This is a genomic window from Rhodosalinus sp. K401 (genome assembly GCF_041365735.1).
Taxonomy (GTDB): domain Bacteria; phylum Pseudomonadota; class Alphaproteobacteria; order Rhodobacterales; family Rhodobacteraceae; genus Rhodosalinus.
The window spans coordinates 15,801-38,314 of sequence record NZ_JBGFSI010000002.1; the positions used below are offsets into that span (position 1 = coordinate 15,801).

The 22,514-nt window shown below is 69.1% G+C and carries 22 protein-coding genes, 1 tRNA gene and 1 riboswitch; of the genes, 14 read left to right on the top strand and 9 right to left on the bottom strand.

What is annotated here, in order from left to right; genetic code table 11:
• Positions 1–51: 51 nt before the first annotated feature.
• The gene (locus tag AB6A66_RS02540) at positions 52–567 is read right to left on the bottom strand and encodes a MarR family winged helix-turn-helix transcriptional regulator (protein WP_371036765.1); all 516 of its coding nucleotides are present in this window, start codon (positions 565–567) and stop codon (positions 52–54) included.
• Between the two features lie 263 nt (positions 568–830).
• On the opposite strand from AB6A66_RS02540, the gene ectA reads away from it, so the two are divergent.
• The 5 genes from ectA to AB6A66_RS02565 all read left to right on the top strand — a co-directional run bounded on the left by ectA (position 831) and on the right by AB6A66_RS02565 (position 5,321).
• Positions 831–1,343: a diaminobutyrate acetyltransferase gene (ectA, locus tag AB6A66_RS02545; RefSeq protein ID WP_371054934.1), complete on the top strand. Its 513-nt coding sequence runs from the start codon at positions 831–833 to the stop codon at positions 1,341–1,343.
• A 52-nt stretch (positions 1,344–1,395) separates the two neighbouring features.
• Entirely contained in the window at positions 1,396–2,682 is a 1,287-nt protein-coding gene (ectB, locus tag AB6A66_RS02550; RefSeq protein WP_371054675.1) for a diaminobutyrate--2-oxoglutarate transaminase, read from the top strand.
• Between the two features lie 4 nt (positions 2,683–2,686).
• A complete protein-coding gene (locus tag AB6A66_RS02555) occupies positions 2,687–3,085 on the top strand; it encodes an ectoine synthase (protein WP_371036763.1) in 399 nt (132 codons plus the stop codon).
• A gap of 100 nt (positions 3,086–3,185) precedes the next feature.
• Positions 3,186–4,661: an aspartate kinase gene (locus AB6A66_RS02560; protein WP_371054676.1), complete on the top strand. Its 1,476-nt coding sequence runs from the start codon at positions 3,186–3,188 to the stop codon at positions 4,659–4,661.
• Positions 4,662–4,838: 177 nt separating this feature from the next.
• Positions 4,839–5,321, top strand: coding sequence for a CoA-binding protein (locus tag AB6A66_RS02565; RefSeq protein WP_371054677.1), 483 nt, complete (start codon positions 4,839–4,841; stop codon positions 5,319–5,321).
• 11 nt (positions 5,322–5,332) lie between these two features.
• Here the strand turns inward: AB6A66_RS02565 and AB6A66_RS02570 are convergent, their stop codons facing one another.
• Together AB6A66_RS02570 and hisF are read right to left on the bottom strand one after the other, a co-directional pair.
• Positions 5,333–5,647: a phosphoribosyl-ATP diphosphatase gene (locus AB6A66_RS02570; RefSeq protein ID WP_371036760.1), complete on the bottom strand. Its 315-nt coding sequence runs from the start codon at positions 5,645–5,647 to the stop codon at positions 5,333–5,335.
• Positions 5,644–6,405 (bottom strand): imidazole glycerol phosphate synthase subunit HisF, encoded by a 762-nt coding sequence (gene hisF, locus AB6A66_RS02575; protein ID WP_371054678.1) that lies wholly within the window; start codon positions 6,403–6,405, stop codon positions 5,644–5,646. The genes AB6A66_RS02570 and hisF overlap by 4 nt, the downstream gene beginning before the upstream one ends.
• A 135-nt stretch (positions 6,406–6,540) precedes the next feature.
• On the opposite strand from hisF, the gene AB6A66_RS02580 reads away from it, so the two are divergent.
• Positions 6,541–6,993, top strand: coding sequence for a DUF302 domain-containing protein (locus tag AB6A66_RS02580; RefSeq protein WP_371054679.1), 453 nt, complete (start codon positions 6,541–6,543; stop codon positions 6,991–6,993).
• Positions 6,994–6,995: 2 nt separating this feature from the next.
• Here the strand turns inward: AB6A66_RS02580 and hisA are convergent, their stop codons facing one another.
• A complete protein-coding gene (gene hisA / locus AB6A66_RS02585) occupies positions 6,996–7,718 on the bottom strand; it encodes a 1-(5-phosphoribosyl)-5-[(5-phosphoribosylamino)methylideneamino]imidazole-4-carboxamide isomerase (RefSeq protein ID WP_371054680.1) in 723 nt (240 codons plus the stop codon).
• A 147-nt stretch (positions 7,719–7,865) separates the two neighbouring features.
• Here hisA and AB6A66_RS02590 point away from each other — a divergent pair, with 147 nt between their 5' ends.
• Positions 7,866–8,252 carry a DUF2147 domain-containing protein gene (locus AB6A66_RS02590; RefSeq protein WP_371054681.1) on the top strand — a complete coding sequence of 129 codons (387 nt, stop codon included), beginning with the start codon at positions 7,866–7,868 and terminating at the stop codon, positions 8,250–8,252.
• Positions 8,253–8,267: 15 nt separating this feature from the next.
• On the opposite strand, the gene hisH is transcribed toward AB6A66_RS02590, so the two are convergent.
• Positions 8,268–8,906 (bottom strand): imidazole glycerol phosphate synthase subunit HisH, encoded by a 639-nt coding sequence (hisH, locus tag AB6A66_RS02595; RefSeq protein ID WP_371036755.1) that lies wholly within the window; start codon positions 8,904–8,906, stop codon positions 8,268–8,270.
• A 4-nt stretch (positions 8,907–8,910) separates the two neighbouring features.
• Positions 8,911–9,498 (bottom strand): imidazoleglycerol-phosphate dehydratase HisB, encoded by a 588-nt coding sequence (gene hisB / locus AB6A66_RS02600; protein ID WP_371054682.1) that lies wholly within the window; start codon positions 9,496–9,498, stop codon positions 8,911–8,913.
• A 131-nt stretch (positions 9,499–9,629) separates the two neighbouring features.
• On the opposite strand from hisB, the gene AB6A66_RS02605 reads away from it, so the two are divergent.
• Positions 9,630–9,869 carry an Lrp/AsnC ligand binding domain-containing protein gene (locus tag AB6A66_RS02605; protein WP_371054683.1) on the top strand — a complete coding sequence of 80 codons (240 nt, stop codon included), beginning with the start codon at positions 9,630–9,632 and terminating at the stop codon, positions 9,867–9,869.
• 97 nt (positions 9,870–9,966) lie between these two features.
• On the opposite strand, the gene AB6A66_RS02610 is transcribed toward AB6A66_RS02605, so the two are convergent.
• Positions 9,967–10,041 (bottom strand) — tRNA-Gly (locus AB6A66_RS02610).
• Positions 10,042–10,208: 167 nt separating this feature from the next.
• On the opposite strand from AB6A66_RS02610, the gene AB6A66_RS02615 reads away from it, so the two are divergent.
• A complete protein-coding gene (locus AB6A66_RS02615; protein ID WP_371054684.1) occupies positions 10,209–11,378 on the top strand; it encodes a 2OG-Fe(II) oxygenase in 1,170 nt (389 codons plus the stop codon).
• 130 nt (positions 11,379–11,508) lie between these two features.
• Here the strand turns inward: AB6A66_RS02615 and AB6A66_RS02620 are convergent, their stop codons facing one another.
• Entirely contained in the window at positions 11,509–14,961 is a 3,453-nt protein-coding gene (locus tag AB6A66_RS02620) for a pyruvate carboxylase (RefSeq protein WP_371054685.1), read from the bottom strand.
• 144 nt (positions 14,962–15,105) lie between these two features.
• On the opposite strand from AB6A66_RS02620, the gene AB6A66_RS02625 reads away from it, so the two are divergent.
• Positions 15,106–15,609: a BLUF domain-containing protein gene (locus AB6A66_RS02625; protein ID WP_371054686.1), complete on the top strand. Its 504-nt coding sequence runs from the start codon at positions 15,106–15,108 to the stop codon at positions 15,607–15,609.
• On the opposite strand, the gene AB6A66_RS02630 is transcribed toward AB6A66_RS02625, so the two are convergent.
• Entirely contained in the window at positions 15,573–16,724 is a 1,152-nt protein-coding gene (locus tag AB6A66_RS02630) for an alpha-hydroxy acid oxidase (RefSeq protein ID WP_371054687.1), read from the bottom strand. The two genes, AB6A66_RS02625 and AB6A66_RS02630, sit on opposite strands and share 37 nt — an antisense overlap.
• A 113-nt stretch (positions 16,725–16,837) precedes the next feature.
• Between AB6A66_RS02630 and AB6A66_RS02635 the strand changes: the two genes are divergently transcribed.
• The 4 genes from AB6A66_RS02635 (at position 16,838) to rsmH (ending at position 22,513) form a co-directional block, all read left to right on the top strand.
• Positions 16,838–19,177: an ATP-dependent helicase gene (locus AB6A66_RS02635; protein WP_371054688.1), complete on the top strand. Its 2,340-nt coding sequence runs from the start codon at positions 16,838–16,840 to the stop codon at positions 19,175–19,177.
• Between the two features lie 69 nt (positions 19,178–19,246).
• A riboswitch (cobalamin riboswitch) is annotated at positions 19,247–19,450 on the top strand.
• 151 nt (positions 19,451–19,601) lie between these two features.
• The gene (locus tag AB6A66_RS02640; RefSeq protein ID WP_371054689.1) at positions 19,602–19,886 is read left to right on the top strand and encodes a hypothetical protein; all 285 of its coding nucleotides are present in this window, start codon (positions 19,602–19,604) and stop codon (positions 19,884–19,886) included.
• 1,112 nt (positions 19,887–20,998) lie between these two features.
• Complete coding sequence (gene mraZ / locus AB6A66_RS02645) at positions 20,999–21,517, top strand: division/cell wall cluster transcriptional repressor MraZ (protein WP_371036746.1); 519 nt, start codon at positions 20,999–21,001, stop codon at positions 21,515–21,517.
• 3 nt (positions 21,518–21,520) lie between these two features.
• Positions 21,521–22,513 carry a 16S rRNA (cytosine(1402)-N(4))-methyltransferase RsmH gene (gene rsmH / locus AB6A66_RS02650; RefSeq protein ID WP_371054690.1) on the top strand — a complete coding sequence of 331 codons (993 nt, stop codon included), beginning with the start codon at positions 21,521–21,523 and terminating at the stop codon, positions 22,511–22,513.
• Position 22,514 lies beyond the last annotated feature (1 nt).

The window sequence follows — 22,514 nt, forward strand, 5'->3', positions numbered from 1 at the left end:
CAGTGGGCCGCGATGCGCGGGCGATCCCGCGCCGGGAAGGGCAGGGCGCCTTCAGTGGGTGCTCGACCCGCGCCGGATCTCTCCGTGATCGAGGACCGGGGCGGCGTCGAGGTCGGCGGCGTTCAGCATCGAGGCCACGCGCTCGAGCGAGGCCACGATCATCGCCTGCTCCCAGTCCTCGAGCGCCTCGAAGGCCTTCACGTATTGCTGCTGAAGCGCGTCGGGCGCGCGCCCGATCACGTCGCGCCCGTTTTCCGTCAGTTCCACGTTGGTCTGCCTGCGGTCGGTCTCCGAGCGTTCGCGCCGGACCATGCCCTTGGCGGCGAGGCGGTCGAGCAGGGTCGAGATCGTCGCCTGGCTCACCCCCATCTGCGCCGAGATCTGTTTCGGCGTGACGACGCCATGTGCCGAGACGATCTGCAGGACGCGGATCTGCACGGGGGTAAGGCCCGCGACGCGGGCAAGCTCCCGGCCGTACAGTTCGGTCGCGCGCAGGATGCGGCGCAAGGCGATCAGGCTCGTGTCTGTGCGGTCCACGTCGGGGCCCATCGGCTGGTGAAATGTCATGACTGTGTCAGCCTCCGTCCGGTCGGACAAGATATCATTAGTTAGTCTAATTAAGGAAAGCGCGGCAGGATTCCAAGGAAAAAGGCGCCGTCGCCATCCGGTAGCGAAGCCATGCAAAGGTATAAATACCAGAAAAACAATATTTTAGACGTCACATGCCGTGATTTGTTTAGCCTAGTTGATTTTCTTTGCGTGATGCGTATATCTTCCGGCAACGCAGCAAGAGAGGAAGCAGTCCCGTGAACCAGATCCGCTCGATCGACATGCGCCGCCCCGGCGCAATCGCTTTTCGGAAGCCGATGCCGCAGGACGGTGCCGCGGTCTGGCAACTCGTGTCGGCCTGCAAGCCGCTCGACGAGAATTCGATGTACTGCAACCTGATCCAGTGCGACCACTTCCGTGACACCTGCGTGGTGGCAGAGCGCGACGGCGCGCTTCTGGGCTGGATCTCCGCCTACGTGCTGCCCAACGACCCCGAGACGCTCTTCGTCTGGCAGGTGGCCGTTTCCGAAGCGGCGCGCGGCGAGGGCCTCGCCGGACGCATGCTGACGCATCTGCTCTCGCGCGAGGAAGCGCGGGACGTGACGCGCATCCAGACCACGATCACCCGCGACAACGATGCGAGCTGGGCGCTCTTCAAGCGTTTCGCAAGCAAGCAGGGTGCAGAGCTCGACGCGCAGGCGCACTATGCGCAGGACACCCACTTCCAGGGCGCCCACGCCACCGAACACATGGTGACGATCAAGCTGCCCGCGGCGATGGGCCGCGCGGCCTGACGGCCGTCCCCATCACCCGCACATTCCAGAATTTCAAAGCGAGGATATCCTCATGACCGCTGACATGTCAGCCGACAAAGCCATTTTCCACCGACGCGAGTCGCAGGTGCGCAGCTATTGCCGCAGCTTCGACACGGTGTTCGCCTCCGCGAAGGGGGCGATCCTGACCGACACCGAGGGCCGGGACTACATCGACTTCCTGGCCGGGTGCTCGTCGCTCAACTACGGTCACAACGATCCGGACATGAAGGCCGCGCTGGTCGATCACGTCACCTCGGACGGCATCGCCCACGGGCTCGACATGTATTCGCGCGAGAAGGCGGCCTTCCTCGAGGCGTTCGAACGCATCGTGCTCGCCCCGCGCGGCATGGACCACAAGGTGATGATGACCGGGCCCACCGGCACCAACGCCGTCGAGGCCGCGATCAAGCTCGCCCGCAAGGTGACGGGCCGGACCGAGGTCGTGGCCTTCACCAACGGGTTCCACGGCATGACGCTGGGCGCGCTCGCGCTGACCGGCAACCGCGGCAAGCGCGCGGGCGCGGGCCAGCCGCTCGGCAACGTGACCCATCTGCCCTATGACGGCGCTCTGGGCGAGGATGTCGATACGCTTCCCGTGATCGAGGCGATGATCGAAAACTCGTCGAGCGGGGCCGACCTGCCCGCCGCCTTCGTGGTGGAGCCGGTGCAGGGCGAGGGCGGTCTGAACGCCGCCTCGGCCGCGTGGCTCAAGGGGCTCGAGACGCTGGCGCGCAAGCACGGCATCCTGCTTATCGTCGACGACATCCAGTCGGGCATCGGCCGTGCCGGAGGCTTCTTCGCCACCGACGGCATGGACATCGAGCCGGACATGATCACGCTCGCGAAGTCGCTGTCGGGTTTCGGGCTGCCTTTCGCGCTCACCCTCGTCAGGCCCGAGCACGACATCTGGAAGCCGGCCGAGCACAACGGCACCTTCCGCGGCAACACCCATGCCTTCGTCACCGCCCGCGTGGCGCTGGAGAAGTTCTGGGCCGACGACGCCTTCGAGACCGAGGTTGCCCGCAAGGGCGCGCATCTGGAAAAGCGTCTGACCGAGATGGCCGCGATGATCCCGGGCGCCCGGCTGAAGGGGCGCGGCATGATGCGCGGCATCGACGTGGGCTCGGGTGAGCTGGCCGGCGAGATCTGCGCCCGCGCCTTTCGCCACGGTCTGGTGATCGAGACCTCGGGGGCCGACGACGAGGTGGTGAAGGTGCTGGCGCCGCTCACCATCGAGGACGCGGTGTTCGACCGCGGCCTCGACATCCTGGAGGCCGCGATCCGCGAGGAAACGGCGAAACCCATGGCGGCGGAGTAACACAATGATCGTTCGTGATTTCGAAGACCTGAAGACCGGTGACAGGACCGTGAGCGACGCGCAATGGACGAGCGTGCGCATGCTTCTGGCCGATGACGGGATGGGATTTTCCTTCCACATCACCTTCCTCGACGCCGGCAGCGAGCACACGTTCGAATACAAGCACCATTTCGAAAGCGTCTATTGCATGTCGGGCACCGGCGCGATCACCGATCTGGCCACCGGCGAGACCCACGCGATCAAGCCGGGCGTGATGTACGCGCTCGACAAGCACGACCGCCACACCGTGCGCGCCGATCCCGAGGCGGAACTCGTGATGGCCTGCGTCTTCAACCCGCCGGTCACGGGCAAGGAGGTGCACCGCGAGGACGGCTCCTACGCCCCGGCGGAAGAACAGGCCTGACCCTGCGCAAGGCCGCCGCGAACCGGCGGCAGGCAAACCTGAAATGATCCGCGACCGCGCGCGCCTCGCGCCCGGTCGCGGTCTCGAAAAGGCAAGAACCATGACCGAGCGCCACGCCCACACCGTCGAGAAGATCGGCGGCACCTCCATGAGCCGCTCTCGCGAGCTTCTGGAGCCGCTTTTCCTCCACGGCGGTGCAGACCCCTACAACCGCGTTTTCGTCGTCTCCGCCTATGGCGGCATCACGGATCTGCTGCTCGAGCACAAGAAGAGCGGCGAGCCGGGCGTCTATGCCCTTTTCGCCAACGCCGAGAACGATCACGGCTGGTCGGATGCCCTCAACCGCGTGGCCGAGGCGATGAAGGTCGCGCACCGCGAGGTGCTGGAAGCCCCCGGCGACATCCAGGAGGCCGACGATTTCGTGCGCGAGCGCATCGAGGGCGCGCGCTCCTGCCTGATCGACCTTCAGCGACTCTGTTCCTACGGGCATTTCCGTCTGGACCAGCACATGGGGCTGATCCGCGAGCTGCTTTCGGGGCTGGGCGAGGCGCATTCGGCGCAGGCGACCGCGCTTCTGCTGCGCCGCGCGGGCGTCAACGCGCGGTTCGTGGACCTCTCCGGCTGGCGCGACGAGGCCGAGGTCTCGCTCGAAGAGCGGATCGCGCGGGGGTTCGAGGATATCGACCTCGCGACGGAACTTCCCGTCGTGACGGGCTACGCGCAGTGTTCCGAAGGGCTGATGAAGCATTACGACCGCGGCTATTCCGAGGTCACCTTCTCGCGCATCGCCGCGGCCACCGGTGCGGCAGAGGCGATCATCCACAAGGAATTCCACCTCTCTTCCGCCGATCCGCGGCTCGTGGGGCTGGAGAACGTGCGCAAGCTCGGCCGCACCAATTACGACGTGGCCGACCAGCTTTCCAACATGGGGATGGAGGCGATCCACCCGTCGGCGGCCAAGACCCTGCGCCAGGCGGGTATCCCGCTGCGCGTGACCAACGCCTTCGACCCGGCCGATCCCGGCACGCTGATCGACGAGGCGCCGGCCGAGGCGCCGGCGGTGGAGATCGTGACCTCGCTGCCGGTGATCGCGCTCGAACTCTTCGAACCCGACATGGTGGGCGTGAAAGGCTACGACGCGTCCATCCTGGAGGCGCTCACACGGCACAAGGTGCGGATCGTGGCGAAGTCGTCGAACGCCAACGCGATCACGCATTACGTGGACGCCTCGCTGAAATCCGTGCGCCGCGTGGAAGCCGACCTCGTGCGGGTCCACCCCTCGGCCGAGGTCACCACCCGCGCGCTCGCGGTGGTCTCCGCCATCGGGCGCGACATCTCCGGCCTCCGGGCGCTCGGCCGCGGGCTCCTCGCGCTCGACCGGGCCGGTCTGGCGCCCGTCGCGGTCAGCCAGGGGCCGCGCAACGTCGATATCCAGTTCGTCATGGCGCGCGAGGACGCCGACACGGCGGTGAAGGCGCTGCACCGCGCGCTCGTCGAGGAGGCCGACGCGCAGGCCCCCGAGGCGACCGAAGAGTCGGAGATCGGCGCCGCCGCCGCGCCCAAGCTCGTGGCCTGAGCGCAATTCACAAGTTGTTGAGGGCCCTTAAACGTCCGCCGGCGCGGCCTAAATGACACATCAAGGCGTCGGTACGGAACACCGGCGTCTTACTTCACTGTCCCTCGTTCCGACACTGGCGCCCGGAATTTTCTCCGGGCGCTTTTTTGTGCGCCCCTGTGGCGCTACGCTCCGGGTATGAGCGACACCCATCCCGACTCGGTCCTCCGAGAGATCCTGACCCGCACCCGCGTGATCGCGTTGGTCGGGATCTCGACGAACCCGGTGCGCCCGAGCGCCTATGTCGCGCGCTACCTCGCGCTCAAGGGCTTTCGCGTCATCCCCGTGAACCCCGGCCATGCCGGCAAGACGCTTCACGGCGAGACGGTGCGCGCCTCGCTCACCGAGGTCGCCGAGGCGGGCATCGAGGCCGACATGGTCGATATCTTCCGCCGCTCCGAGGCGGTGCCGCCCATCGTCGAGGAGGCGATGGCGGTGCTGCCCGCGCTCCGGACGATCTGGATGCAGATCGGCGTCTCGCATCCGGAGGCCGCGGCCATGGCCCGGGCGCAGGGCGTCGACGTTGTGATGAACCGCTGCCCCAAGATCGAGTATCAGCGCCTCTTCGGCGAGCTTCGCATGGGCGGCTTCGCCACCGGCGTCATCTCCTCGAAGCTCTGAGCCGCGCGGGGCTACCCTTCGCGCCCCGCCTTTTCCTCGAGCCCCGATCGGCCCTGGCGCCGCTCGAGTTCCGCCAGCACCTCGGCGAGCGTCACGTCGCGGGCGCGCAGCATGACGATCAGATGGAAGAGCACGTCGGCCGCCTCGGCGGTCAGCCTCTCGCGGTCGCCGCGCACCGCCTCGATCACGGCCTCCACCGCCTCCTCGCCGAACTTCTCGGCGCATTTCTCGGGCCCTGCGGCGAGGAGCCGCGCGGTCCAGCTTTCCTCCGGATCGCCGCCCATGCGGGAGGCCACCAGCGCGTCGAGCGCCTCGAGAATGTTCATGCGGGCCTCATGGGGATGCCGGCCGATGCCATGTGCGCCTTGGCCTCGGCGATGGAATGGGTGCCGAAATGGAAGATCGACGCGGCGAGCACCGCGCTCGCGCCGCCCTCGGTGACGCCCGCCACCAGATGGTCCAGCGTGCCGACGCCGCCGCTCGCGATCACGGGCACGTCCACCGCCGCCACCACGGCGCGGGTGAGCGCGAGGTCGAAGCCGTCGCGGGTGCCGTCGCGATCCATCGAGGTGAGCAGGATCTCTCCCGCGCCCTCCGATTCCACCCGCCGGGCGAAGGCGAGCGCATCCACCCCGGTCGCGCGGCGCCCGCCATGGGTGAAGATCTCCCACCGGCCCGGCGCGACCTGCTTGGCGTCGATCGCCACCACGATGCACTGGCTGCCGAACCGGTCGGCGCAGCGGCGCACCACCGTGGGGTCGGCCACCGCGGCGGAGTTGAGGCTCACCTTGTCGGCGCCGGCGAGCAGCAGCGCGCGCACGTCCTCGGGCCCTTTCACGCCGCCGCCCACGGTGAGCGGGATGAAGCACTGCTCGGCGGTGCGGCGCACCACGTCGAACATGGTGCCGCGATTCTCGTGGGTGGCGTGGATGTCGAGAAAGCAGATCTCGTCTGCGCCCGCCGCGTCGTAGGCCCGCGCCGCCTCCACCGGGTCGCCCGCGTCCACCAGGTCGACGAAGTTTACGCCCTTCACCACGCGGCCGTCGGCCACGTCGAGGCAGGGAATGAGGCGGGTCTTGAGCATGACCCGGGTGATACGCCCGCCACCCCGCCACGGCAAGGGCGGCACTCACCTCTGCGTGAGCAACGAATTCGTGACTGGCCGCGCCGGGCGGGGTGCCGGACTGTCGCTGCGCAGAACGCTGGAAAGGAGATCCCCATGCCGGTTCGCACTTCCCTCGCCGCGCTCGCATTGGCGCTGGCCCCGCTGCCATCGCTGGCGCAGGACATCGCGCGCGTTTCCGCCGACAAGAGCGTGGCGGCCACGGCCGACGCCTTCGTCGCCGCGGTCGAGGCGGCGGGCGTGACCGTGTTCGCGCGGGTCGATCACGGCGCGGGCGCCCGAAGCGTCGGATCGGATGTGGGCGCCTCGCAACTCGTCGTCTTCGGCAGCCCCAAGGTCGGCACTCCGGCGATCGAGGCCGACCGGCTGGCGGGGCTTGCCCTGCCGCTCAAGGTGCTGGTCTACGAGGATCGCGACGGCCGGGTCTGGCTGGCCTATGAGCCGCCGGCCTCGGCGCTCGGCCGCTTCGACGGGATCGACCCCGATGCCCCGGTGATCGGGGCGATGGCCGCCGCCCTCGAAAGGTTCACGAAGGCCGCGGCCGAATAGCCTCAGCCCGCGAGTGCGGCGAGCGCCGCCTTCAGGTCGAGCTTCCCGTCATAAAGCGCGCGGCCCGAGATCGCCCCCGCGATCACGCCGGTGTCGCGCAGCGCGACGAGATCGTCGAGCGACGACACGCCCCCCGACGCGATGACCGGGATGGAGACCGCGCGGGCGAGCGCCGCGGTGGCCGCCACGTTGGGCCCGCCCATCGCCCCGTCGCGGTCGATGTCGGTGTAGATGATCGCGGCCACGCCGGCGTCCTCGAAGCGGCGGGCGAGGTCGGTGGCCTCCACCTCCGTCTCCTCGGCCCATCCGCGCGTCGCGACCCGGCCCGCGCGCGCGTCGATGCCCACCGCGACCTTGCCAGGGAAGGCCCGCGCGGCCTCGCGCACCAACTCGGGCTGTTCCACCGCGACGGTGCCGAGGATCACCCGGGCGAGCCCCGCGCCCAGCCAGCGCTCGATCGTCGCCATGTCCCGGATGCCACCGCCGAGCTGCGCGGGCATGCCGGGGCAGGCGGCGAGGATCGCCTCCACGGCGCCCGCGTTCACCGGCCGCCCCGCGAAGGCGCCGTTCAGGTCCACGAGGTGCAGCCACTCCGCGCCCGCCTCGACGAAGGCGCGGGCCTGCGCGGCGGGGTCGTCGTTGAAGACCGTCGCCTTCTCCATCTCGCCGCGCAGGAGGCGCACCGCCTTGCCGTCCTTCAGGTCGATCGCGGGGTAGAGGATCATGGGCGCGCTCCGTCTCGGGGTCGGGGCGCTTCTGCCCGGACGGCGCGGCGAATGCAATGCGCGCCCGCCGACGCGGGGTCACGCTTGATCGGCCGGGCGCGCGCCGCGCAGGATGCCGGCCGGGAGGACCGAAAAGGGAGGAAAGGAATGACACGCATGCTCGCCGCCGTCGCGGCGTTCCTGCTCGGGGCCGGCGCGGCGCTCGCCGATCCGGTGCTCGGCACCTGGCAGACGGAGCCCGACGACGGGGCCTTCGCCCATGTGAGGATGCAGCCCTGCGGCGACGCCATCTGCGGGACCATCGCGCGCACCTTCAACGCAGAGGGCGAATACCGCTCCGACACGATCGGGCGGCAGATCGTCCGCGGCATGGTGCCGCAAGGGGACGGCCGCTACGAGGGGCGGGTCTGGCGGCCCTCCAACGACAAGGTCTATCTCGGCAAGATCGACCTCGCGGGGGACCGGCTGAAGCTGCGCGGCTGCGTGGCGGGCGGGCTCATCTGCGCGAGCCAGACCTGGGCGCGGGTGGACTGAGCCGGGCGGCGCGCCTCAGGGCCGCCAGCGCAGGAAATTGGCGATGAGGTGGAGCCCTGTCGCTGCGCTCTTTTCCGGGTGGAACTGCGTGCCGAAAAGCGTGTCGCGCCCCACGATCGCGGTCACCTCGCCGGCGTAGTCGACATGGGCGATACGGTGGGCCGGCGCTTCGGCCACGAAGTGGTAGGAGTGCACGAAATAGGCGTGATCGCCGGTGCCGATCCCGTCGAGCACCGGGTGGGGCGTGTCGATCACGAGGTCGTTCCAGCCCATGTGCGGCACCTTGAGCGCGGGGTTGGCGGGCGCGATGCGCGCCACCGTGCCGGGGATCCAGCCGAAGCCCGGCGTCTCCTCGTATTCGAGCCCGCGCGAGGCCATCATCTGCATCCCGATGCAGATGCCGAGGAACGGCCGGCCGCGGGTGATCGCCGCCTCCTCGATCGCCTCGAACAATCCCGACTGCTCGAAGAGCGCCCGGCGGCAGGCCGGGAAGGCGCCGTCGCCCGGCAGCACGACGCGCTCGGCGCGTGCGACCGTCTCGGGATCGGCGGTGACCATCACAGCCCCCGCGCCCGTCTCGGCGGCCATGCGCTGGAACGCCTTCTCGGCCGAGTGGAGGTTGCCGCTCTCGTAATCGACGATGACGGTGGTCATGGGCTCAGAGCGCGCCCTTGGTGGACGGGATCGCCTCGCCCGCCCGCGGATCGGGCTCCACGGCCTGGCGCAGCGCCCGCGCCACGGCCTTGAAGGCGGCCTCGGCGATGTGGTGGCTGTTGATCCCTGCCCGTGCGGAGACGTGGAGCGTGATGCCGCCGCGGCTCGCCAGCGCCTGGAAGAACTCGCGCACGAGCTCGGTGTCGAAGGCGCCGATCTTCTGGGTGGGGAAGTCCACCTCCCAGGCGAGCCAGGGCCGCCCCGACAGGTCGAGCGCCGCCTCCACCCGCGCGTCGTCCATCACCAGCGTGAAGGCGCCGTAGCGGCGGATGCCGCGCTTTTCGCCGAGCGCCTCGGCGAGCGCCTGGCCGAGCGCGAGCCCGCAATCCTCCACCGTGTGGTGGTCGTCGATGTGCAGGTCGCCCTCGGCCGAGAGGTCGATGTCGATCAGCGAATGCCGCGAGAGCTGCGCCAGCATGTGGTCGAAGAAGCCCACGCCCGTGGCGATCTCGTGCGTGCCCGTGCCATCGAGCGCGACGCGGGCGGTGATCGCCGTCTCGGCGGTGGTGCGGCTGATGCGGGCCTCGCGCATGGGGCGGCTCCTCGGGTTTCGGGTGGCGCGGTTATAGGCTCCTGCGGGGCTGGCGGAAAGGCCCCGACCGGCGGGGATTGTGCCGGCGTGGCGGCTGTGCCAGCCTCGGCGCTCCCACAGGAGAGGCCCCGATGAGCACCTGCGTCTTCATCCAGATCCGCTGCAAGCCCGGCAGCACCTATCGCGTCGCCGAGGACATCGCGCTGCGCGAACTCCACTCCGAACTCTATTCCACCAGCGGGGAATACGATCTGCTCATGAAGCTCTACATCCCGGAGGGCGAGGACGTGGGCAAGTACATCAACGACCGCCTTCTCGATATCCAGGGGATAGAGCGGTCGCTGACCACGCTGACCTTCAAGGCGTTCTGATCCGCGCCCCGCTTCGGCCGGGGATCGCCCCCGCGCGCATCCTTCCACGACGCGGTGCGGCCCGCGGCCGGTCCGGCAAGTGTCGATCTGTTGAAATTGGAGCGGGCGATGAGATTCGAACTCACGACCCTTACCTTGGCAAGGTAATGCTCTACCCCTGAGCTACGCCCGCATCCTTGGGTGAGGCGTGGGATAGTCAAACGCGCCGCGCGCTGCAAGGGGAAATTTCGGGAAAGAGAGTGTTTCCCCACGCCACTCTTCCATTGCTTCACACGCGCACGATCGCCGGCTATGATGACGCTGCGTCAAGTATTCGGAGCGTTCCTGAGCGGGGGTGACATGATGGACACCGCGATCGATCTTCTGCCGGGTGATCCGGCGCCCTGGTTCCGGCAGCGCACGCCCTCCAACCCGCAATTCGCGTTCGACACGGCGGCGGGGCGTTACCTCGTGCTCTGCTTTCTCGGCTCCGCCGGGGACGCCCATGCCCGGGCCGCGCTGCGCGCCGTGGCCGAGCGGCCCGGTTTCTTCGACGACAATACCGCCTGTTACTTCGCGGTCTCCGTGGATCCCGGCGACGAGACCGCCGCGCGGATCGATAACCGGATCCCGGGCTACAGGGTCTTCTGGGATTTCGATCTCGCGGTCAGCAAGCTTTACGGCGCGGTGCCGCCCGACGCGAAGGCGGGGCCCGCGGGCGTGCCGCATCGCCGGTTCTGGCTGGTGATAGACCCCACGATGCGCGTGCTCGCGCGCATCCCCTTCGGCCAGGACCAGCAAGACATCCCCCGGCTTCTGACCTTCCTCGACACCCTGCCGCCGCCCGAACGCTTCGCCGGCTTCGAGGTGCCGGCGCCCGTCCTCGTTCTTCCCAACGTGTTCGAACCCGAGCTGTGCCGCCACCTCATCCAGCTTTACGAGCGCAACGGTGGGCAGGAGTCGGGCTTCATGCGCGACGTCGACGGCAAGACGTTGGCCCTTCACGATGCCAGTCACAAGCGACGGCGCGATTACCTGATCGAGGATCGGCGGCTCAGCGACGCGCTGCGCGCGCGGTTCGTGCGGCGCGTCGTGCCGGAAATCTTCAAGGTGCACCAGTTCCAGGTCACACGCATGGAGCGTTACATCGTATCCTGCTACGACGCCTCCGAGGGCGGGCATTTCTCGGCCCACCGGGACAACACGACGAAAGGCACGGCGCATCGCCGTTTCGCGGTGTCGGTCAACCTGAACGACGATTTCGAGGGCGGCCGGGTCAGCTTTCCCGAATACGGCCCGCGCGGCTTCAAGGCGCCCGCCGGTGGGGCGGTGGTCTTCTCGTGCTCGCTTCTTCACAAGGTCTCGCCGGTCACGAGCGGGCGGCGCTACGCCTTCCTGCCCTTCCTCTACGACGATGCCGCCGCGCGCATCCGCGAGGCCAACAACGCCCATCTCGGCGAGAACGTCGGCCAGTATCGCGGGGCGGCGCAAGACGCGTCCCCGGCGCCCAGCACGGCCGAAGGCGCCTGACGCGCGGCATCCGGCACGGCCGGCGGCCCGATGATGGGCCCTTGTGCGCGCGCCCGATCCCGCACCGGGGACGAGGCGGCCGCACCGCGCGTCCGCGGCAGGGCCGATGCCGGGCGACGGTGCGACCCGGTCACTCCTCGGCTTCGTATTCCACCAGAAGATCCTTGGCGTCGATCTGGCCTCCGGGCTGGACGTGCACGGCCTTCACCGTCGCATCCCGCTCGGCGTGGAGCCCGGTCTCCATCTTCATCGCCTCGATGGTGAGCAGCAGATCGCCCTCGGCCACCTTCTGGCCCGCGCTCACGCTCACGCTCGCCACGACGCCGGGCATGGGGGCGGCCACATGGGCCGCGTTGCCCGGCTCGGCCTTCGGGCGCTGGGCCGTCTGCGACTTCACCATGCGGTCGGGCACGCGCACCACGCGCGGCTGGCCGTTCAGCTCGAAGAAGACGCGGACCTCGCCGTCGTCATGGGTCTCGCCCACGGCCTGCAGGCGGACCTCGAGCGTCTTGCCGGGATCGATCTCGGCGGTGACCTCCTCGCCCGGCTCCATGCCGTAGAAGAACGTGCGCGTGGGCAAGGTGCGCACGGGACCGTAAAGGTCGTGCCGCTCTGCGTAGTCGAGGAACACCTTGGGATACATCAGGTAGCCGTTGAGGTCCTCGTCGTCGAACTCGCGCCCGTCGAGCTTGTCCGACAACTCCCGGCGCTTGGCCTCCAGATCTTCCGGCGGAAGATGGGCGCCCGGGCGCTCCGTGTTTGGGCGCTCGTTCTTGAGAACCTTCTTCACGATCGCCTCGGGAAAGCCGCCCGGGGGCTGGCCGAGATTGCCGCGCATCATGTCGATGACCGAGTCGGGAAAGCTCACCTCCTTCTCCGGGTTCTCGACATCGGCGCGGGTCAGGTGCTGGCTGACCATCATCAGCGCCATGTCGCCCACCACCTTCGACGACGGCGTGACCTTCACGATGTCGCCGAACATCTGGTTCACCTCCGCATAGGCGTGGGCGATCTCGTGCCAGCGCTCCTCGAGCCCGAGCGAGCGCGCCTGCGCCTTGAGGTTGGTGAACTGCCCGCCCGGCATCTCGTGCAGGTAGACCTCGGAGGCGGGCGACTGCAGGCCCGATTCGAATGCCGTGTAGTGCAGGCGCACCGCCTCCCAGTAGTTGGAGATCTCGCGCACCGCGTCGATGTCGATGCCGGTGTCGCGATCGGTGAAGGCCAGCGCCTCCACGATGGTGCCGAGCGTGGCCTGGCTCGTATTCCCGGAAAGCGCGTCCATCGCGCAGTCAACCGCGTCCACCCCGGTCTCGGCGGCGGCGAGGATCGTGCCGCAGGCGATGCCGGCGGTGTCGTGGGTGTGGAAGTGGATGGGCAGCCCCACCTCTTCCTTGAGCGCCTTGAAGAGCGTGCGCGCGGCGGCCGGTTTCAGAAGCCCCGCCATGTCCTTCAGCCCCAGCACATGCGCGCCCGCGTCGCGCAGCGCCTTGCCCATCTCGACGTAGTATTTCAGGTCGTATTTCGACCGGTCGGGATCGAGGATGTTGCCGGTGTAGCAGATCGCGCCCTCGCAGACGCGGTCGTTCTCGCACACCGCATCCATCGCCACGCGCATGTTCTCGACCCAGTTCAGGCTGTCGAAGACACGGAACACGTCCACGCCCGAGGCGGCGGCCTGGCGCACGAACTCGCGCACCACGTTGTCGGGATAGTTGGTGTAGCCCACCCCGTTCGCGCCGCGGAGCAGCATCTGCGTCATGATGTTGGGCATCCGCTCGCGCAGGTCGCGCAGCCGCTGCCAGGGACATTCCTGCAGGAAGCGGTAGGCCACGTCGAAGGTGGCCCCGCCCCAGCACTCGACGCTGAAAAGCTGCGGCAGGTTGTGGGCGTAGGCCGGCGTCACCTTGACCATGTCGAGCGAGCGCATCCGCGTGGCCAGCAGCGACTGGTGGGCGTCGCGCATCGTCGTGTCGGTGACGAGCAGCTTCGTCTGCGCCGCCATCCAGTCGGCCACCGCCTGCGGCCCCTTCTCCTCCAGCAGCGTCTTGGTGCCGGGCGGTGGCGTCTCGGCACGCAGCTTCGGCGGGCGCGGATCCTTCACGTCGGCGGGCGGGCGCGGGCGGCCCTTCGTCTCGGGGTGACCGTTCACCGTGATGTCCGCGATGTAGGTCAGCACGCGCGTGCCGCGGTCCTTGCGCTTGGGAAACTGGAACAGCTCCGCGGTCTCGTCGATGAAACGGGTCGTGTATTCGTTCGACAGGAATTTCGGGTGCTTGAGCAGGTTCTCGACGAAGGCGATGTTCGTGGCCACGCCGCGGATTCGGAACTCGCGCAGAGCCCGGTCCATCCGCGCGATGGCTTGGTCCGGCGTGGGCGCCCAGGCGGTGACCTTCACCAGCAGCGAATCGTAGTAGCGGGTGATGACGCCGCCCGCGTAGGCCGTGCCGCCGTCGAGGCGGATGCCCATGCCCGTGGCCGAGCGGTAGGCGGTGATGCGCCCGTAGTCGGGGATGAAGTTGTTCTGCGGATCTTCCGTGGTGATCCGGGTCTGAAGCGCGTGGCCGTTGAGCGCGATGTCGCCCTGGCTCGGCATCCCGGTCGCCTCGGAGAGCGACTTGCCCTCGGCGATCAGGATCTGCGCCCGCACGATGTCGATGCCCGTGACCTCCTCGGTCACGGTATGCTCGACCTGGATGCGGGGGTTGACCTCGATGAAGTAGAAATTGCCGGTGTCCATGTCCATCAGGAACTCGACGGTGCCGGCGCACTCGTAGTTCACATGGGCGCAGATCTTGCGGCCGAGTTCGCAAAGCTCGGCGCGCTGCTCCTCGCTCAGGTAGGGGGCGGGCGCGCGCTCCACGACCTTCTGGTTGCGCCGCTGGACCGAGCAGTCGCGCTCGAAGAGGTGATAGATGTTGCCCTGCGTGTCGCCGAGGATCTGCACCTCGACGTGGCGGGCGCGGGTGATCATCTTCTCGAGGTAGCCTTCGCCGTTGCCGAAGGCGGCCTCGGCCTCGCGCCGGCCCTCCAGCACCTTCTCTTCCAGCTCGTCGGGGCCGCTGATGGGGCGCATCCCACGCCCGCCGCCGCCCCAGCTGGCCTTCAGCATGAGCGGATAGCCGATGTCCTCGGCCTCGCGGCGGATCGCCGCCATGTCGTCGCCCAGCACCTCGGTGGCGGGGATCACCGGCACGCCGGCCTCGATCGCCACGCGCCGCGCGCTGGCCTTGTCGCCGAGCTGGCGCATGGTCTCGGCCCGCGGCCCGATGAAGGCGATGCCCGCGGCGTCGCAGGCATCCACGAAATCCGGGTTCTCGGACAGCAGGCCATAGCCCGGGTGGATCGCGTCGGCGCCGCACTCCTTCGCCACGCGGATGATCTCGGGGATCGACAGATAGGCCTGCACCGGTCCCAGCCCCTCGCCGATGCGGTAGGCTTCGTCCGCCTTGAAGCGGTGGAGCGACAGCTTGTCTTCCTCGGCGAAGATCGCGACGGTGCGTTTGCCCATCTCGTTGGCCGCGCGCAGCACGCGAATCGCGATCTCGCCCCTGTTGGCGACCAGGATCTTGCGGAAGTCGGTCATCGGCGCTGTCCCTTTGCGTTCGCTATGCGATGTCTAGGCACAATCCCGCGCTTCGTAAACTCGGCGTGATCGCGCCGGTGGATTTTTACCCGTTGTCAACGCGCGTCTGGTTCGTTTGCGGCGTCACGTCGCCGGGTGCGCCATATGATCTTTCGCTATCTCTATTGGAGCACGGCACGCGGCGGCCAGCCCTCCGCCGACGAGGTGTCGGATATCCTCGCCGCCTCGCGGCGCAACAACACGGTGGCCGACATTACCGGCCTGCTGCTGCTGCACGAGGGAAGCTATTTCCAGGTGCTCGAGGGCGAGGAAACGGTGGTGCGCACCTGCTTCGCGCGGATCGGCCGCGATCCCCGCCATCACGGGCTGGTCACGCTGCGCGCGGGCGCCGAGCAAGAGCGCGCCTTTCCCCATTGGCGGATGGGCTTCGCCCGGCTCGACAGCCTGCCGGGCACATGCCGCGACTCGGCGCTGGACCTGGCGAAGCTGGCACAGCGCGGCGAGGTGTCCGGCGAGCCCCGGATCGACCGCCTGATCCAGACCTTCCTCGTGGGCTTCCGCTCGCTGGGATACGAGGCCGGGCGCGAGTTGCGGGCAGAGGGCCTGACGGGTCAGTCGCGCACCAGGCGCGATGGCAGCGCGCCGTAATCGCGCGCGCCCAGCTGGCCCATGTTGGCCTCCAGATCCTTGCGCAGCAAGTCCACCAGATGCGTCGGGCCATCCGCCCCCAGCGCGGCGATCGCGTAGTGCCAGGGCCGTCCCATCATCACGAAATCCGCGCCGAGCGCGATGGCGCGCAGCATGTCGAGCCCGCCCTCGACGCCCCCGTCGAGGATCACCGGCAGCGTCGTGGCCGCGCGGATCGCGGGCAGCGCCTCGATCGTGGCGGGCGCGGCGTCGAACTGCCGGCCGGCATGGTTCGACACCCAGATCGCGTCCGCGCCCTCGGCCTGAAGCATGGCGGCGTCCTCGGCGCCCAGCACGCCCTTGACGACGAGCGGCCCCTCCCAGTTGTCCCGCAGCCAGCGCAGGTAGTCGCGGTCGGGCGAGGTGCGCAGAAGGTAGCCCACATGCGCGTTCGAGGGCAGCGCGCCCGAGGCGAGACCCTCCTTGTAGGGATCGAGCGTTCGCATCCGGGGCATCCCCGCCCGCGCGGTGGCGAGCGCCCAGGCCGGACGCGCCGCCACCTGCAACGCCAGCCGCGGGGTAAGGCGCGGCGGGTTCGTCAGGCCCGAGCGCGTCTGGCGCTCGCGCCGGCTTGCCACCGGGACGTCAACGGTCAGCACCAGCGTGCGGAACCCCGCCGCCCGGGCGCGCCGCAGCATGTCGCGGCGGATGTCCTCGTCGCGCGGCGGATAGAGCTGGAACCAGCCGTTCTCCCCGGCCTCGGGCCCGACCTCCTCGGGGGTGGCGGTGGCGACGGTGGACAGCGTGTAGGGCAGACCCGCCTCCGCCGCGGCGGCGGCGAGCCTGCGTTCCGCCCCGGGCCAGATCAGGCCCGACATCCCCACCGGCGCGACGCCGAAGGGCAGGGCGTGGCGGCGGCCCAGAAGCTCGACGGAAAGATCCGGCGCGATCTCGCCGTGCAGGATGGAGGGACGCAGCACGACCCGGTCGAGCGCGGCGCGGTTGCGCGCCTGAGTGGCCTCCGCGCCGGTGGCGCTGTCGAGATATTCCCAGACGAAGCGGGGCAGCCGCGCGCGGGCGCGGGCACGAAGGTCCGAGATGGCGGGGAAGCGTGCGTCGAGGGTCATCGGCAGCATGTTTCCGTCAGCGGCGGGGGATTGTCCAGCACGCGGGCGCGGCCCGCGCCGCGGGCGGAACATACGCCGAACAATTCTTTAAACCCGCCGCCGGCTGCGCTAGATTGCGCGCCATGAGCAGTTTCGACGACGCCGACGCCTTCGAGGCGGCCTCGCTGTCCGCCCGTGCCATGGCCGCGCGGCCTGCGCCCTATCTTCACGAGCTGAACGCCGCGCAGCGCGCCGCGGTGGAGGCGCTCGACGGGCCCGTGCTGATGCTGGCGGGCGCGGGCACGGGCAAGACCAAGGCGCTGACCACGCGCATCGCGCATCTTCTCAACACCGGCCGCGCGCGCCCGGACGAGATCCTGGCCGTGACCTTCACCAACAAGGCCGCGCGCGAGATGAAGGACCGCGTGGCGCGCCTTCTCGGCCACGCGGTGGAGGGGGTGCCCTGGCTCGGCACCTTCCACGCGATCTGCGTCAAGCTGCTGCGCCGCCATGCGGAGCTTGCGGGGCTCAAGCCGTCGTTCACGATCCTCGACACCGACGACCAGCTTCGCCTCCTCAAGCAGCTCGTCGCGGCCGAGGGGATCGACGAGAAGCGCTGGCCCGCGCGCCAGCTCGCCGGGATCATCGATCACTGGAAGAACCGCGCCTGGACGCCCGAGCGCGTGCCCGCCTCGGAGGCCGGTGCCTACAATCGCCGCGGCGTCGAGCTCTACGCTCAGTACCAGGCCCGCCTGAAGGAGCTGAACGCGGTCGATTTCGGCGACCTGCTGCTCCATGTCGTCACCATCTTCCAGACCCATGACGACGTGCTCGAGCGATACCGCCGCTGGTTCCGCTACATCCTCGTGGACGAGTACCAGGACACCAACGTCGCGCAGTATCTCTGGCTGCGACTACTGGCCGGCGGTCACCACAACATCTGCTGCGTGGGTGACGACGACCAGTCGATCTATGGCTGGCGCGGTGCGGAGGTGGGCAACATCCTGCGCTTCGAGAAGGATTTCCCCGGCGCGAAGGTCGTCCGGCTGGAGCAGAACTACCGCTCGACCCCGCATATTCTCGCCGCCGCGTCGGGCGTGATCGCCGCCAACGAGGGGCGGCTCGGCAAGACGCTCTGGACCGAGGCCGAGGCGGGCGAGAAGGTCCGCCTCATCGGGCACTGGGACGGCGAGGAGGAGGCCCGCTGGATCGGCGAGGAGATCGAGGCGATGCAGGGCGGCACGCGGGGGATGCGGCCCTTCTCGCTCGACGAGATCGCGATCCTCGTGCGCGCCTCCCACCAGATGCGCGCCTTCGAGGACCGCTTCCTCACGATCGGGCTGCCTTACCGCGTGATCGGCGGGCCGCGCTTCTACGAGCGGATGGAGATCCGCGACGCCATGGCCTATTTCCGGCTCGTCGTCTCGCCCGCGGACGATCTGGCCTTCGAGCGGATCGTGAACACGCCCAAACGCGGCCTCGGCGACAAGGCCCAGCAGAAGATCCGCGCCGCGGCGCGGGCCCGGGGCGTGAGCCTTCTGGAGGGTGCGCGGGCGCTGCTGGCCGAGAAGGGGCTCTCGGGCAAGGGCGCGGCGGAGCTTGCGAAGCTTCTCGACGGGCTCGACAGGTGGGGCCGGATGGCGGGCGATCCCGGCCTCAGCCACGTCGAGCTTGCGGAAATCGTTCTCGACGAGTCGGGCTACACGGGCATGTGGCAGAACGACAAGACGCCCGAGGCGCCGGGGCGGCTCGACAACCTCAAGGAACTCGTCAAGGCGCTCGAGGAGTTCGAGAACCTCACCGGCTTCCTGGAGCATGTGAGCCTCATCATGGACAACGAGGCGGGCGCCGAGGGCGAGAAGGTCTCGGTGATGACGCTGCATGCCGCCAAGGGGCTGGAGTTCCCGGCCGTCTTCCTGTCGGGCTGGGAGGACGGGCTTTTCCCCTCGCAGCGGTCCATGGACGAGCAGGGCCTCAAGGGCCTCGAGGAGGAACGCCGCCTCGCCTATGTCGGCATCACCCGCGCGGGCGAGCTCTGCACGATTTCCTTCGCCGGCAACCGGCGCGTCTTCGGCCAGTGGCAGTCGCAGATGCCCTCGCGCTTCATCGACGAGCTGCCGGAGGAGCATGTCGAGGTTCTGACGCCGCCGGGGCTTTACGGGGGCGGCTACGGTGCCGCGGCCACGGCGGGCATCGAGCGTCGCGCGGCCGAGGCCAACGCCTACAACTCTCCCGGCTGGCGCCGGATGCAGGAGCGCGCCGGCGCGCGCCCGGTCAGCCAGCCGCGCGAGACGCGCGGGCAGGTGATCGACCTCGAAGCGGTCAGCGCCCACAGCGTGGGTGATCGCGTTTTCCACCAGAAGTTCGGCTACGGCACGATCAAGGGCATCGAGGGCGACAAGCTCGAGGTCGCCTTCGAGAAGGCGGGCGACAAGAAAGTGGTCGCCCGCTACGTCACCGGCGCCGACGACGTCCCGTTCTGAGGCAAGCCGCGCCACCGGCGCCGCGTTTGACCGGACGTGAAAATCGCTTTCGCCTGACGGGGAATCGGCTACGCTCGGTCTTGTCAGGGTGCCGCGGCGCGTGCGTCGCGGAGAATTGGGAAGCCGGTGAGACCCCGGCGCTGCCCCCGCAACGGTGAGGGCGGGATGCGACAGGCAACGCCACTGGGACCGCTCCCGGGAAGGCGCCTGGCGCGGGGCCATTGGCCCCACCCGCCCCGAGCCCGGAAACCAGCCCTGGCATGACGTCGAACCGCGGGTGGCGGTGTGGGCGGGGACGTCGCGCGGCGCTGCCGCGGTGCTGTCCCGCTCTTTCAGTCATCCGCTCCAATGGCCGCGGGGCGCGGCCCGGGAGATGAGAGATGGGTGACCGGACGGGCCGCGCAGGCCGGCGGGCAGGGCGCAAATGACGGCGCTGGCGATCATGGACGGGCTGCAAAGGCTCGCGCGAGAGGGCGACGCGGCCGAGCAGGCCGCGCGGCTCGGGTTCCTCGAATGGGTTTTTGCCCTGCCGGCGGACACCAGCCCGCAGCAGGCGGCGAGCCGGGCGCTCGACGGGCTCGACCCGCCCGAGGCGCCCAACGCCGCCGCGGCGGCCTTCCTGGAGTTTCTGGAACAGGCGACGCGGCCGAGCGTCGTGGGCGCGACTCGCCGGGGCGGGGCGCGCGGACGCCGTCGCGCGCTGCACTGACGCGCAGGCGCCGCGCCGCGACGGGAAATCACGGGACATCCCGTTTTTCGAAGCTTGGGAAAGAGAAACGGCGACGCCCGGGAGGAGGAGGAAGGCGCCGCCGTTTCGATCTCGAAGGCCCCAGGGAGGAGGAGAGGGGGCGCTTCGATCCTGTGTCCGCATCCCGCACCCGAGGGCGACGGACTGCGGCGTATAAGGTGCGGCGGCATCGGGAGGAGGAGAGATGCCGCCGCCAGTTTTCAGAAAACCCAGGGAGGAGGAGAGGGTTTCCTGATCCGTATGTCTGCGGGCGCCTGCCTTGCGTGTTGGCGTCAGCCTGCGCCGCGTTCCTTCCAAAGATACGTTTATGCTGCGCTTGCACAATAGCCGGCGGCTCAATGCTGCTATGCGGCAAATGCATATGACATACTGACCTTTTCCGGGCACCGCTGCCCGTTCCTTGTGCGCTTCGTGAACGCTTGGGCTCGCCTGCCCACGTTGCGCCCGGGCTTGCCTGGAAGATGGGCGGCCCGTGCACGGCGACGCCCGCTCATTTCCCGTCGATGGCATCCGGCGGAATGCCGGAACGCCCGACTCGCGCCCGGCGAGCGATTCGCCCGGGCCGGGCGACGGATCTTCGGCGACGCGACAGTTTTCTGGATACGGCTGGGAAATCATGGGCCGAAAAGGGAGTCCGGAAATTCGCACCATATATGGAGCAATTTTCAGGGATGGTCATATATATTGTATTTCAGTCCCGCGGGAGCATGGCAAAAGCCGCTCATGCAAGGCGGTGACGCGTCTGTGGTTGCCTGTCGTCCCACAAAAACTTGTTGATTTCCATGAATTCCCATGGCATCCCTTTTCTCACGATGAGGGACGGGACGAAGGGGCGGAAAAGAACCCCGAACAAGGCTCCCATAAAAAGTCAGGTTTCATACAGGCACCCCGCTTTCATCGTGAAAGAGAGATCCGGTGCGCGGGCGAGCAGACATCCCCCCAGGTGGCGCGCGCAACCGGACACCCCGGCGACGGGACGAGGGCGGCGGATCGGGCTTTGGCAGCAGCTCGATCCGCCGTTTTCGTAAGGCGCCGGGCCTTCGGGGGCGAAGGTTGAAAGGGCGGTAGGGACAGTGGGCCGCAGGTTCAGAGGCGAGAGCCGCAACAAGGTGGACGCGAAGGGCCGGGTGTCGATCCCGGCCTCGTTCCGCCGCGTGCTCGAGGCCGCCGACCCGAACTGGACCGATGGGCTCAACCCCGAACTGGTGATCGTCTACGGCGACCACCGCCGCAATTACCTCGAATGCTACACCATGGAGGCGATCGCCGAGGTCGACGAGAAGATCGACGCGATGCCGCGCGGCTCGATGCAGCGCAAGATGCTGCAACGCCTCTTCCACGGCCAGAGCTATCCCACCAACGTGGACGAGACCGGCCGCCTCGTCCTGCCGGCGAAGCTGCGCCAGAAGATCGGGCTCGAGGGCGAGGCGTTCTTCATCGCCGCCGGCGACACGTTCCAGATCTGGAAGCCCGAGACCTACGACGCCGAAGAGCTGGCGCGGACCGAAGCCTGGCTCGACGAGCTGCCCGAGGATTTCGACCCGCTGATGCTGCTGGACGATCCGCAGCCCGGCGGCCCGGCGGGGGCGTAGGCCATGACCTGCCCGGCCGCGTCCGCCCCGAGCTCCGCGCCGCCCCATGTTCCGGTCCTGCTCGGCCCGCTTCTCGATCTCGTGGCGCCGGTGCGCGGCGTCTGGCTCGACGGCACCTTCGGTGCGGGCGGCTATGCCCGCGCGCTGCTGGAGGCGGGCGCGGACAAGGTCGTCGCGATGGATCGCGATCCGCTCGCCTTCGAACTCGCGGCGGGATGGGCCGGCGGGTATGGCGACCGTCTGGAGATGGTCGAGGACGTCTTCTCGAGGCTCGATGATTACGGCAGCGACCTCGCCGGGGTGGTGCTGGATCTCGGCGTCTCCTCCATGCAGCTCGACCGCGCCGAGCGCGGCTTTTCCTTCCAGAAGGAGGGGCCGCTCGACATGCGCATGGGGCGGGAGGGCCCGACGGCGGCCGATATCGTCAACGCCGCCTCCGAGAGGGAGCTGGCCGACATCCTCTTTCTCTACGGCGAGGAGCGCGCGAGCCGGCGCATCGCCCGCGCCATCCTGCGCGCGCGCGCCGAGGCGCCGATCGAGACGACGCTCGATCTCGCCCGCGTCGTCGAGGCCTGCCTTCCGCGGGCGAAGCCGGGGCAGGCGCACCCCGCCACCCGCAGTTTCCAGGCGCTCAGGATCGCCGTGAACGACGAGTTTGGGGAGCTGTTCCAAGCTCTCGTCGCCGCCGAGCGCGCGCTTGCGCCCGGCGGCGCGCTCGCCGTGGTGACCTTCCATTCCATCGAGGACCGGATGGTGAAGCGCTTTTTCCAGGCGCGGGCGGGCTCCACCGGCGCGGCCAATCGCTTCGCGCCGGCGGGCACCCCCGAGCGTGCGCGCTTCGAGATCCTCACGCGCAAGGCGGTCGGCCCCGACGCGGAGGAGCTTGCCCGCAACCCCCGCGCGCGTTCGGCCCGGCTTCGGGTGGCGCGCCGCACCGATGCGCCCGCGGGCGCCCCCGATCCAGCCCGGATCGGCATGCCGGTCGTGAAAGGATAGA